Below are 13,727 nucleotides of genomic sequence, written 5' to 3' on the forward strand. Positions count from 1 at the left end.
CATATTATATCCGCAAGCTCTGTGAACCGTTTCGATCACCCTTTATTGTTACGTCGAGCCCAAGAGTCCGCATGTCAAAGTCACGTACCATCGGTTGGGTTTTAGTGATCGCTGCGGTCGGCGCGGCCGGTTATTTCGGCTGGCAGAAGCACACGGACAATCAGCTGGCGGCAGCAGCCGCGCAAAAGCGTTCCGCCCAGCGCCCAGCCGTGCCGGTCAAGATCGCGCCGGTCGAGAAGGCCGACTTCCCGGTCTACCTGACCGGCCTCGGCACGGTGCAGGCATTCAACACCGTCCAGGTCCGCACCCGGGTCGACGGCCAGATCACCAGGATCGCGTTCAAGGAAGGCCAGTTCGTCAAGGCGGGCGACACGCTGGTCGAGATCGATCCGCGGCCCTATCAGGCGACGCTCGACCAGGCCAAGGCCAAAAAAGCCCAGGACGAGGCCAATATCGCCAACGCCAATCTCGACCTGCAGCGCTACACCAAGCTCGGCGAGTTCGCGACGCGCCAGCAGCTCGACACCCAGCGCTCCACAGTGGCCCAGCTCACGGCCCAGATCGCGGCCGACGACGCTGCCATCTTCAATGCCCAGACCCAGGTCGACTACGCCACTGTGAAATCGCCGATCGACGGGATCGTCGGCCTGCGACTGGTCGATGTCGGCAACATCGTCAACGCGTCGGCAGCGACCGGCATCGTGACGATCACCCAGATCGAACCAATCACGGTGATCTTCACCGCGCCGGAAGACCAGCTGCCCGATATCAAGGCGGCGCTGGCCGTTGCGCCGCCCAAGACCATTGCCCTGACCACCGACGGCAAGCGGGTGCTGTCCACCGGAACCCTGGCGCTGATCAACAATCAGGTCGACACCACCAGCGGGACTGTCCGGCTGAAGGCGGTGTTTGATAACAAGGACCATGCGCTGTGGCCGGGCCAGTCGGTCTCGACCCGGCTTCTGGTCAGAACCCTGAAGGATGCCACCGTCGTCCCGGATGACGCAGTGCAGCACGGCACCGAGGGCCTGTACGCCTATTCAGTCAATCAGGAGAACAAGGCCGAGCTTCGCAAGCTCAAGGTCAGCCAGTCGATCGACGGCAAGTCGGTGATCGAGGATGGCCTGTCGCCGGGACAGCAGGTGATCACCGCGGGCCAGTACAAGGTCTCGCCGGGAACCTTGGTGACGACGGCGGTGGCGAGCACGGACCAGTCCCAGTCGAAGGTTACGCAGGAATGAGCGACGGAATTTCCGCACCATTCATTCGCTTCCCCATCGGCACCTCGCTGCTGATGGCCGGCATCCTGTTCGTCGGTCTTGTCGCCTATCCCCTGCTGCCGGTCGCGCCGCTGCCGCAGGTCGACTTCCCGACCATCCAGATCACCGCGACGCTGCCGGGCGGCAGCCCGGAGACTATGGCGAGTTCGGTCGCCCAGCCGCTGGAGCGCCAGTTCGCGCAGATCCCCGGCATCGCGCAGATGACCTCGACGAGCTATCTGGGAACGGCGTCGGTCACGATCCAGTTCGACCTCAACCGCTCAATCGACGGCGCCGCCAACGACGTGCAGGCCGCCATCAACGCCGCCAGCGGTCAGTTGCCGAAGAACCTTCCCTCGCCGCCGACCTATCGCAAGGTCAACCCGGCGGACGCGCCGATCATGCTGCTGTCGGCGACGTCGGACACGCTGCCGCTGACCACGGTCAGCGATTCCGTCGACGCCCAGCTTGCCCAGCAGATCAGCCAGATTTCCGGCGTCGCGCAGGTCATCATCGGCGGCCAGCAGAAGCCGTCGGTTCGCGTCCAGATCGACCCGGCCAAGCTGGTCGCGAAAGGCCTGTCGCTGGAGGACGTCCGCGCCGCGATCAACATCGCAACGGTCGACAGCCCGAAGGGCAATATCGACGGCGCCACCCGCGCCTACACCATCTACGCCAACGACCAGCTGCTTACGGCGGACCCGTGGAACGACGTCATCATCGCCTACCGCAATGGCGGGCCGCTGCGCATCCGCGACATCGGCAAGGCCGTGACCGGACCTGAGGATGCCAAGCAGGCGGCTTGGGCCAACGGCAAGCGCGGCGTGTTCCTCGTCGTCTTCAAGCAGCCCGGCGCCAACGTCATCGACACCGTCGACAAGATCAAGGCGGCGCTGCCCCGGCTGGTCGCGGCAATTCCGCCGGCGGTCAAGATCGAGGTCATCAGCGACCGCACGACCACGATCCGCGCCGCGGTGGAGGACGTCCAGTTCACCCTGCTCCTGACCATCTTCCTGGTCGTGATGGTGATCTTTGCCTTCCTGCGCAGCTTCTGGGCCACCGTCATCCCGGCGGTAACCGTGCCACTGGCGTTGCTGGGCGCCTGCGCGCTGATGTGGATCTTCGGTTACACGCTCGACAATCTGTCGCTGATGGCGCTGACGATCGCGGTCGGCTTCGTGGTCGACGACGCCATCGTGATGCTGGAGAACATCAGCCGCTACATCGAGGAAGGCGAGCGGCCGATGGCCGCCGCCTTCAAGGGTTCCAAGGAAATCGGCTTCACCATCGTCTCGATCAGCATCTCGCTGGTCGCGGTCCTGATTCCGCTGCTGCTGATGGGCGGCATCATCGGCCGCCTGTTCCGCGAATTCGCGGTCGTCCTGGCGATGACCATCTTCGTCTCGATGTTCGTGTCGCTGACGCTGACCCCGATGATGGCCTCGCGCTTCCTGCGCGCCCACAACGAGGAGCGGCACGGCCGGTTCTACCAGCTCAGCGAGCGCGGTTTCGACGCGATGCTGCGCGGCTATCAGAGCGGGCTCGACCTCGCGCTGCGCTGGAAGTTCACGACCCTGATGGTCTTCTTCGCGACGCTGGCGCTGTCGATCTACATGTTCGTCATCATCCCGAAGGGCTTCTTCCCGCAGCAGGACGTCGGCCTGATCACCGCGACTTCGGAGGCCAGCCAGGACATCTCGTTCGCTGAGATGAAGGGCAAGCAGGAGGAGCTCAGCAAGATCGTCATGCAGGATCCCGGCGTGGCGACGGTGGCGATGGCGATCGGCGGCAGCGGCCGGGCCGGCAACAACGGCAACATGTTCATCACGCTCAAGCCCCTGAACGAGCGCGATGCCAACGCGCAGCAGATCATCGCCCGGCTGCGGCCGAAGCTGGAGAAGGTGCTCGGTGCCCGGCTGTTCATGCAGGCCGCGCAGGACGTTCGCCTCGGCGGCCGCCCGACCCGAACCCAGTTCGAGTTCACGCTGCAGGATGCCAACCTCGCCGAGCTGAACGAATGGGCGCCGAAGATCCTCGGCAAGATGCAGACGCTGCCGCAGCTGCGCGACGTCGCCACCGACCAGCAGACCAACGGCACCACGGTCGAGCTGAAGATCAACCGCGACACTGCCTCGCGCTATGGCATTCAGCCGCAGCTGATCGACGACACGCTCTATGACGCGTTCGGCCAGCGCCAGGTGACGCAGTACTTCACCCAGCTCAACAGCTACCACGTCATCCTCGAGGTGCTGCCGGAGCTGCAGGGCTCGATCAACACGCTCAACAACATCTACATCAAGTCGCCGCTGACCGGCGAACAGGTGCCGCTGTCGACCTTTGCGAAATGGACCACCGTTCCGGTGCGGCCGCTGTCGATCAGCCACCAGGGCCAGTTCCCGGCGATCACCATCTCGTTCAACCTTGCGCAGGGCGTCGCGCTCGGCCAGGCGACGGACGCGGTGCAAAAGGCGATGATCGACCTCGGCGCGCCGCCAACCCTGAGCTCGAGCTTCCAGGGCACCGCGCAGGCGTTCCAGCAATCGCTGTCGACCGTGCCGCTCTTGATCCTGGCGGCGCTCGTGGTCGTCTACCTGATCCTCGGTATTCTCTACGAGAGCTACATCCACCCGATCACCATTCTGTCGACGCTGCCCTCGGCCGGCGTCGGCGCACTGGCGATCCTGATGGCCGCCGGCTTCGACTTCTCGCTGATCGCGCTGATCGGCATCATCCTGCTGATCGGCATCGTGAAGAAGAACGGCATCATGATGGTCGACTTTGCGATCGCCGCCGAGCGCGATCAGCACATGGAGCCCGTGGCGGCGATCCGCCAGGCCGCCCTGCTCCGCTTCCGCCCGATCATGATGACGACGATGGCCGCGATGCTCGGCGGCGTGCCGCTGATGTTAGGGACCGGCACCGGCTCGGAAATCCGCCAGCCGCTCGGCTACGCGATGGTCGGCGGGCTGATCGTCAGCCAGGCGCTGACATTGTTCACGACGCCCGTGGTTTATCTCTATCTCGACAGGCTCTCCAACGCGTTTGCGAACTGGGGCCGCTCGCCGCGCGTCGACCACGATGCCGACGATGGCGAGGACGGATCAGTCAAGCAGGCCGCCGAGTGACTTGACTTTTGCCCGCATACCGGCACACCCGAAAGATGTTCGTTTCGGAGCCGGTACCGTGAAGATTGTCGCAAAGTCGCTCTTCGTCCTGTTCACCGTGATCGGTATGGCCGGCCTTGGCCACGCCCAGTCCCCCAAGGGCAAGAACGCGCCCACGCCGGTTCCGGCGGCTGCTCCCGCCGCTCCTCAAGGTGACGCCCCATCCGGGACCAATACCGGCTGGGTTGCGCGCTGCACGAGCGCGAGCCGCGACGCGCCGCTCGAATGCGCGATGGAGCAGACCGCGGTGCTCACCAAGACCGGCCAGCTCATCGTGCTGGTCAACATCCGCGTTCCCGGCGACACCCGCGCGCCGGTTGCGCTGATCCAGCTTCCGCTCGGGTTGAACCTGCCCGTCGGCGCCAAGCTGCAAGTCGACGACGGCAAGGCCGTCGATGTGCCGATCCAGACCTGCGAAGCGCGCGGCTGCTACATCAATGCGCCGATCGCGCCCGACGTCCTGGCCCAGCTGAAGTCGGGCAAGCAGCTCAAGGTGTCGTTCCAGAATCTCGGCAAGGAAACCATCAGCATCCCGATGCCGCTCGCAGACTTCGCGACGGTGTACGACAAGATCAAGTAGGTCGGCGCAGGCAGCCCTAGCGCTATCGCTCGCGCTTGTAGAGAAACGCGTTGTCCGGCTGCGGCATGCCGATGGTCTTGTAGAACCCGATCGAGTCGGGTGCCGACAGCAACAGGCACATCGATTCAGGTCCGGCGTGGCGCCGGGTTTCCGCGATCAGGCGCTTGCCGATGCCGTGCCCCTGAAATTCTCGATCGACCGCAAGGTCCGACAAATAGCAGCAATAGGCGAAATCGGTCAGCGCGCGCGAGACGCCGACGAGCTGGTGCGCCTTGCGCGCTGTCACGATCAGGTTCGCATTGGCGATCATGCGCGCCATCCGATCGGTATCCGCCAGCGGTCGCCGCTCGCCGAGACCCGACTGGCGCAACACGTCGATGAATTCGTCGACGCCGATCGACGGCTCGCGGGCATAGAGAATTTCGTCCATCACCTTAGACCTCTGTCGCAAAGGACCGCACTACAGGCGCGAGACCATGGTCGATCACGTCGGGCTAATCCACCCTCGATGCCGTGATGGCACACGTCGCGCTACGAGCGGTCCCGCTTCAGGCGCAAGTCCGCCCGGCAAGTCGTCAGGATTTTGAGGATGATCGCGCCATTGAGGCAGATTGGCTGGGGAACCTGGATTCGAACCAAGACAAACAGAGTCAGAGTCTGTTGTGCTACCGTTACACCATTCCCCAAGAATTGTCCGTGGTATCAACAACTTAGTTGGATGACTGGACATCTCGGTGCAGCGGGTTCGCCTGCCAAATCAGCGCCCGCGCGAGTGCGACCTTCTACCCGCTTGGTCCCACGCTTGGCAAGCATTGATGGCGTGGAAAGGGCGTGAAAATCGCGGCCAGGACGAGCGATCAGCGTTCGGCCAGAGGTTTACATTTCAGCGAGCAGTTCAAGCAGCACTTCGGGACAGGCCGCAAGCAGGGATCCAAGGCCAAATCCTGCAGTGCCAAGCGCGATGGCACCAATCCAGCCGCGCCACGCCCATCCGAGGACCGCGCCCATCAGAGTTGCGGCCCCAACCACGAGAACGGTCCAGATCAGCCGTACTACGACAAGCAGCGCCTTGATCATCGCGATCCACGGCTCAACACGCGCGGACGCGAAGGAAACGCCGCGCTTCAGGGGTTCTCCGGTCGAGGCCTCTATTTTGGGTCGGCGTCGCGCTCGGCACGTTCAACCACGGCGGCGTGATGCGCCCTGACAAAGCGCCGCACCGCCACGTTGCCGCGGCGGTGCACGAGACTGAATGGATTCAGTTCCCTGTGGTGGGGCCTCAATACAGCCCGCTTGGACTGGACTGCATGACCGCACGGCCCGCGTCGGGTGAGATCGACTGCTGGGTCCCGTCGATCACATCCGTGCCGGCGACCAATGTCGGATCATAGAACGGCGGCGCCTGGCCCGGCTTGAAGGCTTCGAGCACCACGCCCCGGTTCTGACCGGGCGTGGCGCGCAGGCCGGTCTTGGCATCGACCAGCACCAGCCGGATGCCGACCGGCTGCTTGAACGGGGTGGCGGGCTTGTCGGCCAATGCGAGCTTCAGGAAATCGCGCGCGATCGGCGCCGCGGTGTGGCCGGCCTGCGCGTTACGGCCGAGCGAGCGCGGCTTGTCGTAGCCGACATAGAGACCGACCACGAGGTCCGGCGAGAAGCCGACGAACCAGAGGTCCTTGGCCTCGTTCGAGGTGCCGGTCTTGCCGGCGAGCGGCTTACCGACGTCCTTCAGCGCAGTGCCGGTACCGGCCTGAATCACGCCCTCCATCAGCGAGGTGATCTGGTAGGCGGTCATCGCGTCGAGCACCCGCTCGCGGCGGTCGACGAGCTGCGGCTCGGGCTGGCTCTTCCAGCCTTCCGGCGCGTCGCAGCCGCGGCATTCGCGCTGGTCGTGCCTGAAGATGGTGTGGCCGTAGCGGTCCTGGATGCGGTCGATCAGGGTCGGCTTTACCCGGACGCCGCCATTGGCGATCATCGAATAGGCCGTGGCCATCCGCATCACCGTGGTCTCGCCGGCGCCGAGCGCATAGGCGAGATAGTTCGGCAACTCGTCATAGACGCCGAAGCGCTTGGCATACTCGCCGATGACAGGCATGCCGATTTCCTGCGCCAGCCGCACCGTCACGGTGTTGAGCGACAGGCGGAGCGCGTTGCGCAGCGTGACCTGGCCCTGATACTTGCCGGTGGAGAAGTTCTCCGGCCGCCAGATATTGCCCTGCCCCTGGTCGATCTCGATCGGCCCGTCGATCATCACGGTCGATCCGGTGTAGCCATTGTCGAGCGCCGTCGAATAGACGATCGGCTTGAAGGTCGAACCGGGCTGCCGGTAGGCCTGCGTCGCGCGGTTGAACTGGCTCTGGTCGAACGAGAAGCCGCCGACCATCGCCAGCACGCGGCCGGTGTGCGGATCCATCGCCACCATCGCGCCCGACAGTTCGGGGATCTGGCGCAACCGGTACTGGCCTTCGACGGCCTTGCCGTCCTTGAACAGCGGATCGGCGTAGATGACGTCGCCGGGCTGCAGCACCTGCGAGACCGCGGTCGGCGTCTTGCCCTTGGTCCTGGCCCAGCGCACGCCGTCCATCGTGATGATGCCGGTCTCGCGCTGCTTGCTGACGGCGCCGCCGAGCTCGCGGCCGGGCTGGAAGCCGATCCGCGCCGACTGGTCGTTGCTTTCCAGCACCACCGCCATCCGCCACGGCGAGATGTCCGAGAGCGACTTAATCTCGGCGAGCGGGACGCCCCAGTCGCTGGTGAGGTCGAGCTTCTGGATCGCGCCGCGATAGCCCTGCTGCTCGTCATAGTTCACGAGCCCCGCCACCATGGCCTTGCGCGCCATCACCTGGACCTTGGGGTCGAGCGTGGTGCGCACCGACAGGCCGCCTTCATAGAGCTTCTTCTCGCCATAGCGCTCGAAGATGTCGCGGCGGACCTCTTCGGAGAAATATTCGCCGGCGAAGGTGTGCGCGCCGTTGCTGCGGTTGGTGACGATCAGCGGGTCCTTGCGCGCCTTGTCGGCGTCGGCGGCGGTGATCCAGCCGTTCTCCTGCAGGCGGTCGATCACGTAATTGCGCCGCTCGATGGCGCGCGCACGGTTGCGCACCGGGTGCAGGCTGGCCGGCATTTTCGGCAACGCCGCTAGATAGGCCGCTTCCGAGACCGTCAGTTCATTGACGGATTTGTCGAAATAGACCAGCGAGGCCGCCGCGATGCCGTAGGCACCGAGGCCGAGGTAGATTTCGTTGAGATAGAGCTCGAGGATCTTGTCCTTGGAATAGGCCCGCTCGATTCGCATCGCCAGCAGGGCTTCCTTGATCTTGCGGGTGAACGACACCTCGTTGGTCAACAGGAAGTTCTTGGCGACCTGCTGGGTGATCGTGGAAGCACCCTGCGGACGGCGGTTGGAACCGAAGTTCTGGATGTAGGAGACGCCGGCGCGCGCCATGCCGGTATAGTCGATGCCGCCGTGCTCGTAGAAATTCTTGTCCTCGGCCGCCAGGAACGCGTTGATCACGAGCTTCGGCACGGCCTGGATCGGCAGATAGAGCCTGCGCTCCTTGGCGAATTCGCCCAGCAGCGATCCGTCGGCCGCGTGCACGCGGGTCATCACCGGCGGCTCGTAGTTCTGGAGCTGCGAATAGTCGGGCAGGTCCTTGGAAAAATGCCAGAACAGCCCTGCGACCGCGGCGAGACCAGCCAGGAACAGGATGGTTCCTGCGGTGAACAGGAACCCGAAGAACCGCAACAGAAATTTCATCGACCAGATTTTCCGTGGCGAATACGTCGCTCGTTCTGAGTGCGCTGCGTGCCACTTAGGCCGCCCGGTATATCGGTCGCACCATGGACCTGCAATTCAACACAGGAGAATTAAAGCGCGCCAGGCGTCAAACTTATGCCATAGAGCCCGGCTCGCGCGCAGCCAAATCAGCCCCTCCCCACCCTTCGGACGCTCTACAGGACCGCATCGACCTCGGGCCCTCCGTGCCTCGATTCGCCTGGGCGCTCGGCGGACGGCACGCCGGTCACCACTCGCTGCGCTTGCGCGGTGAGCCGCTTGCGAAAGAAAAGCGCAGGCCGGACCGAGCGCTTGCACTACCCGGCTGCCTTTCCAGGCGCTGTGTCGTCAGAAACCGGTGGACAGTGCCGGCGGGCCGACAGGATTAATGGTTTGTTAGCCATAACTACCGCAAGTTGTTGTCATACACGCGACTCGCGAGGGCTGGTTTGCATGGCACTGCGCGGATTTAGACGGCCCTTTACGGCCGACCCGAATGTCCTCGGATTTCCGAGACCTCCCACATCAGCGATGGGCACCGAAGCCTTGGACCTGGTCTATCAGGCGGCGGATCTGTTCCGCAGCATCGAGGACCGGGCCCGTGCCGGCGAGGCACGCGCCGAGGCCGCCGAACAGGCGCAGCTCGAAATCATCGCCGCCACCGAGCGCAAGCTGAGGGACGCGTCCCGGGCGCTCGAGGAGGCCCGACGGCGTATCGAGTCCCAGCAGGAGCAGCTCGACGCCGCCGAGTTCCGGGCCCAGGCCGCGGAAGCCGAGGCGCGTGAAGCCAAGCAATCGCTGGCCCTGGTCGAGGATGCGATCCGCCGGCGCCTGCTGCTCACGAGCGGGCACGACGACGGCAGGTCGACAGCCGTCGCCTGACCGGCATGCGGCCCAATTGGAGCGGTAGCCCGCATGAGCGAAGCGACATGCGGGAGCTCGACAAGACCCGGATATCGCTTCGCTCATCCGGGCTACGCGTTGTCGTTGGGCGTCTCAATCAATAGCCGGCGGCAAGCCCGGAGTTGCGGCGCGGATCGTTCGCCCCATAGAAGCGGTTGTTGCCGACCGGCTTGCCGCCCAGCGACGGCGCCCCGATGATGATGACCGCGAGGTGATTGGCCGGCTGCGGCGGCCCGAACTTTTGGCCCATGCCTTCCAAAATCTTCCGCGTGTCCGGCGACAGCGTGAAGTCCTCGAGGTTGGTCGCCTCCGGAAGCCATTGCTGGTGAAAGCGCGGCATGTCCACGGCTTCCTGCGCGTCCATACCGTAGTCGATGGCGTTGATCATCGTCAGCAGCACGGCGGTGATGATGCGGCTGCCGCCCGGAGTCCCCACCACCATGACCGGCTTGCCATCCCTGGTGACGATGGTCGGGCTCATCGAGGACAGCGGACGCTTGCCAGGGACGATGGAATTGGCCTCCCCCTGCACCAGGCCGTAGAGGTTCGGCACACCGACCTTGGCGGTGAAGTCGTCCATCTCGTCGTTCAGCAGCACGCCGGTCTTGGCCGCGGTCACCTTGGCGCCGAACCAGTCGTTGAGCGTGTAGGTCACCGACACCGCGTTGCCGTCCTTGTCGGCGATCGAATAGTGCGTGGTGTTGCTGCCCTCGTGCGGCGGAACTCCGGGCTTGATGTCCTTGGACACGCCGGCCTTGGCCGGGTCGATCACGGCGCGGATCTTCGCGGCGTAGTCCTTGTCGAGCAAACGCTCGAGCGGATTCTTCACGAAGTCGGGGTCGCCGAGATAGCTGTTGCGATCGACATACGCGTGGCGCATCGCCTCGATCTGGTAGTGCACCGCCTGCGCCGAATGGTAGCCGAGGTCCTTCAGCGGGTAGCCCTCGAGGATGTTCAGGATCTCGCAGATCACCACGCCACCCGAGCTGGGCGGCGGCGCCGAAACGACGTGGTAGCCGCGATAGTCGCATTCGACCGGCGCGAGCTCGCGAACCTTGTAGTTGTCGAGATCCTCCTGCGTGAGCAGGCCCTTGCCGGCCTGGCTCGAGGCGACGATCGCTGCGCCGACCCAGCCCTTGTAGAAGCCGTCGGTGCCGCGCTTGCTGATCTCGCGGAGCGTCTCGGCGAGTTCGTGCTGCGTCAGCCGTTCGCCGACCTGAAACGGCTTGCCGTTGTTGAGGAAGATCGCGCCCGAGGCCGGATCGTCCTGAAAATCCTTGGTCGAGGTCTGCAGCATGCTGACGTCGCCCTGGTCCAGCACAAAGCCGTCCTCGGCGAGTTGCAGCGCCGGCGCGATGACGTCCGCGCGCTTCATCGTGCCGTATTTCTCGCGCGCATATTCCATGCCGGCCACCGAGCCGGGCACGCCGACCGCGAGATGCCCCTTGGTCGACAGGCCGGGAATGACGTTGCCGTCCTTGTCGAGGTACATGTTGGCGGTGGCGCCCTTCGGCGCCGTCTCGCGGAAATCCAGGAAGGTCTTGCGGCCGTCGGCGAGCTGGATGGTCATGAAACCGCCGCCACCGAGATTGCCGGCGGCGGGATAGGCGACCGCCAGCGCGTAACCGACCGCAACCGCGGCGTCGACCGCGTTGCCGCCCCGCTTCAACACCTCGATGCCGACCTGCGTCGCGAGATGCTGCGCGGATACCACCATGCCGTTCTCCGCGGCGACCGGCGCAACCGACGCGGCGTGGCCAGGAGCTGACGTCGTGAGGCCGATCGCGACAATGGCCGCGACCATCCATCGCGCGCCCGTTTGTGGATTTCGCATTGGAGTTCCCCCGATTGCGCCGTTTGGGTGCGGCGTATGTTCCTTCTATCGGAGCGAGCAAGTGTAGCAGGCCGCGCGCCCGCGCACTATAGGCTCGTCGCGCATCGCAACGGCCTTGACTTTCCGTCAGCCCGACGTGCGCGCCGTGGTTTGTCCGGCCGCGATCGATCTGAAGCCGCGCGACGGCGCGGTCGGCATGCGCGGTCCCGAATGCGCCCGGCGATGCTACGACGACGATAGCATCCTGATCCGCGCCGCCGCCGATACATTGATGATCTCACCGCCCCTGATCATCACCGAGGAACAGATCGAGGCGATCTTCGCAGCGATCCGCCGCGCGTTGCACGCGATCGAGTGAATCTGGCCGCGGACGTTTGACTTTCAATGCCGCAACAAATTCGGTGTCGTCCCTGCGAAAGCAGGGACCCATAACCACGAATGTCGATTGGTTGGCTGCGCTAGAACAACGAATCCCATCCACAACACCCGCCGCAGCGTATGGGTCCCTGCTTTCGCAGGGACGACAGTCTCACGACAGTCTCTTGGCGGAGACGGGCTCGCGGTATCCCGCACAAGGCGAATCCTCGCCGCGCTTGATCTACACCCCGCCCCTCGCCCGCAGCCGGCTGTGGCGTCGGCCATAGGCCGCATAGATCACAAGCCCGAGCACGAGCCACACCGCGAGCCTGATCCAGGTGTCGAGCGGCAGGCCGAACATCAGGAACAGTGAGGTCCCCGCGGCAGCCGGCGCCACCAGCCAGATCGCCGGTGCCTTGAACGGACGCGGCAAGTCCGGATCGCGCAGACGCAGCACCAGCGTTCCGATCGAGACCACCGTGAATGCGAACAGTGTGCCGATCGAAACGAGCTCTCCGACCAGCCCGATCGGCAGCAGCCCGCCGAGAACAGCAGCGACGCTGCCGGCAAAGATGGTCGAGACATAGGGCGTCTGGAACCGCGGATGGATCCTTGCGGCGATGCCCGGCAGCAGCCCGTCATGCGCCATGGCGCGGAAGATCCGCGGCTGCGCCAGCAGCATGATGAGGATCACCGACGTCAGCCCGAACAGGATGCCGAGCTTGATGAAGGGACCGAGCCAGCCGATGCCAACGGCATCGATGCCGACGGCAATCGGATCGGGCACGCTCAGCTTGTCGTACGGTACGATGCCGGTCAGCACGAAGCCGACCGCGACATAGAGCGCGGCGCAGATGACGAGCGAGCCGAGAATGCCGATCGGCATGTCGCGCTCCGGCGTCTTCGCCTCCTGCGCCGCGGTCGAGATCGCGTCGAAGCCGATATAGGCGAAGAACACCACCGCCGCGCCGCGGACCACGCCGGACCAGCCGAATGCACCGGGACCGGCGTTCGGCGGGATCAGCGCGCCCGACGGATTGCCTGCCGTGACCCAGTTCGCCAGCGAGACCGAGGAGGCTGCGGTCGCGAGAAACAATGCGATGACGACGAGTTTCACCACAACGACGAAGCTGGTGAAGCGCGCGGACTCGCGGATGCCGACCACGAGCAGCGCGGTGACGAAAGCGATGATCGCCATCGCCGGGATGTTGATCACCGCACCGGTCGACGACCACGCACCGCTGTTGGCGTCGTAGGCGAGCGGCGCCGAGGTGAATTGCTGCGGCAGGTTGATGCCGAAATCGCGCATGAAGCTGACGAAATAGCCGGACCATCCGACCGAGACCGCGATCGCGCCGACCGCATATTCGAGGATCAGGTCCCAGCCGATGATCCAGGCGATCAGCTCGCCGAGCGTGGCATAAGCGTAAGTATACGCGCTGCCGCAGATCGGCACGGTCGACGCCATCTCGGCGTAGCACAGGCCGGCGAAAGCGCAGGCGACGGCACCAAGCAGGAAGGAGAGCGTGACGGCGGGTCCGGCATTGGCGGCCGCCGCATGCCCCGTCAGCACGAAGATGCCGGCGCCGATGATGCCGCCGATGCCGAGCGTCACCAGCTGCAACGCCGAGAGCGAGCGCTTGAAGACCGGCGTCTCCGCGTCGCCATCGGCACGCGCCGCTTCCCGCAGCAGCTCCGCGGTCGACTTTCGGTCCCAGAAACCGGCCAGGGTGTCTGTCACGCCAGCTGCCCTCCGCCGCTCGGGCCCGGCGGGGCCCGACACGATCAGCGGACTATAACGCGCCCGACGTCCAGGCGTTCGGGTTCAGGGCGACTGCCCGCGCGTTTTTCCACC

General features: G+C 65.0%; 10 protein-coding genes and 1 tRNA gene. 5 read left to right on the top strand and 6 right to left on the bottom strand.

Annotated elements, in window-relative coordinates; translation table 11 throughout:
* Positions 1-71 precede the first annotated feature (71 nt).
* The 3 genes from AAFG07_RS25225 to AAFG07_RS25235 are packed head-to-tail and all read left to right on the top strand — an operon-like array spanning position 72 to position 5,003.
* On the top strand, positions 72-1,241 hold the full coding sequence (locus AAFG07_RS25225; protein WP_342722552.1) for an efflux RND transporter periplasmic adaptor subunit: 1,170 nt from the start codon (positions 72-74) through the stop codon (positions 1,239-1,241).
* Entirely contained in the window at positions 1,238-4,384 is a 3,147-nt protein-coding gene (locus AAFG07_RS25230; protein ID WP_342722553.1) for an efflux RND transporter permease subunit, read from the top strand. Before AAFG07_RS25225 ends, AAFG07_RS25230 begins: the two co-directional genes overlap by 4 nt.
* Positions 4,385-4,442: 58 nt before the next feature.
* Positions 4,443-5,003: an invasion associated locus B family protein gene (locus AAFG07_RS25235; RefSeq protein ID WP_342722554.1), complete on the top strand. Its 561-nt coding sequence runs from the start codon at positions 4,443-4,445 to the stop codon at positions 5,001-5,003.
* A gap of 22 nt (positions 5,004-5,025) precedes the next feature.
* Here the strand turns inward: AAFG07_RS25235 and AAFG07_RS25240 are convergent, their stop codons facing one another.
* The 4 genes from AAFG07_RS25240 to AAFG07_RS25255 form a co-directional block, all read right to left on the bottom strand.
* A complete protein-coding gene (locus tag AAFG07_RS25240) occupies positions 5,026-5,433 on the bottom strand; it encodes a GNAT family N-acetyltransferase (protein WP_342729235.1) in 408 nt (135 codons plus the stop codon).
* Positions 5,434-5,615: 182 nt separating this feature from the next.
* Positions 5,616-5,689, bottom strand: a tRNA-Gln gene (locus tag AAFG07_RS25245).
* A 190-nt stretch (positions 5,690-5,879) separates the two neighbouring features.
* Positions 5,880-6,080, bottom strand: coding sequence for a hypothetical protein (locus AAFG07_RS25250; RefSeq protein WP_342722555.1), 201 nt, complete (start codon positions 6,078-6,080; stop codon positions 5,880-5,882).
* Positions 6,081-6,282: 202 nt separating this feature from the next.
* Positions 6,283-8,760: a penicillin-binding protein 1A gene (locus AAFG07_RS25255; RefSeq protein WP_342722556.1), complete on the bottom strand. Its 2,478-nt coding sequence runs from the start codon at positions 8,758-8,760 to the stop codon at positions 6,283-6,285.
* Positions 8,761-9,309: 549 nt separating this feature from the next.
* Here AAFG07_RS25255 and AAFG07_RS25260 point away from each other — a divergent pair.
* A complete protein-coding gene (locus AAFG07_RS25260; RefSeq protein WP_028344609.1) occupies positions 9,310-9,660 on the top strand; it encodes a hypothetical protein in 351 nt (116 codons plus the stop codon).
* Between the two features lie 118 nt (positions 9,661-9,778).
* Here AAFG07_RS25260 and ggt read toward each other — a convergent pair whose 3' ends face one another.
* Entirely contained in the window at positions 9,779-11,515 is a 1,737-nt protein-coding gene (gene ggt, locus AAFG07_RS25265) for a gamma-glutamyltransferase (protein ID WP_342722557.1), read from the bottom strand.
* Between the two features lie 115 nt (positions 11,516-11,630).
* Between ggt and AAFG07_RS25270 the strand changes: the two genes are divergently transcribed.
* A complete protein-coding gene (locus tag AAFG07_RS25270) occupies positions 11,631-11,873 on the top strand; it encodes a hypothetical protein (RefSeq protein WP_342722558.1) in 243 nt (80 codons plus the stop codon).
* A 240-nt stretch (positions 11,874-12,113) separates the two neighbouring features.
* Here the strand turns inward: AAFG07_RS25270 and AAFG07_RS25275 are convergent, their stop codons facing one another.
* Positions 12,114-13,613, bottom strand: coding sequence for an amino acid permease (locus tag AAFG07_RS25275; RefSeq protein ID WP_342722559.1), 1,500 nt, complete (start codon positions 13,611-13,613; stop codon positions 12,114-12,116).
* Between the last annotated feature and the right edge of the window lie 114 nt (positions 13,614-13,727).

This window comes from Bradyrhizobium sp. B097, from assembly GCF_038957035.1.
In the GTDB taxonomy this organism is placed as follows: domain Bacteria; phylum Pseudomonadota; class Alphaproteobacteria; order Rhizobiales; family Xanthobacteraceae; genus Bradyrhizobium.

Coding starts and splice junctions, on each gene's coding strand:
- AAFG07_RS25225 (WP_342722552.1), top strand. CDS start 72: ATGTCAAAGTCACGTACCATCGGTTGGGTTTTAGTGATCGCTGCGGTC.
- AAFG07_RS25230 (WP_342722553.1), top strand. CDS start 1,238: ATGAGCGACGGAATTTCCGCACCATTCATTCGCTTCCCCATCGGCACC.
- AAFG07_RS25240 (WP_342729235.1), bottom strand. CDS start 5,433: ATGGACGAAATTCTCTATGCCCGCGAGCCGTCGATCGGCGTCGACGAA.
- AAFG07_RS25250 (WP_342722555.1), bottom strand. CDS start 6,080: ATGATCAAGGCGCTGCTTGTCGTAGTACGGCTGATCTGGACCGTTCTC.
- AAFG07_RS25255 (WP_342722556.1), bottom strand. CDS start 8,760: ATGAAATTTCTGTTGCGGTTCTTCGGGTTCCTGTTCACCGCAGGAACC.
- AAFG07_RS25260 (WP_028344609.1), top strand. CDS start 9,310: ATGGGCACCGAAGCCTTGGACCTGGTCTATCAGGCGGCGGATCTGTTC.
- ggt (WP_342722557.1), bottom strand. CDS start 11,515: ATGCGAAATCCACAAACGGGCGCGCGATGGATGGTCGCGGCCATTGTC.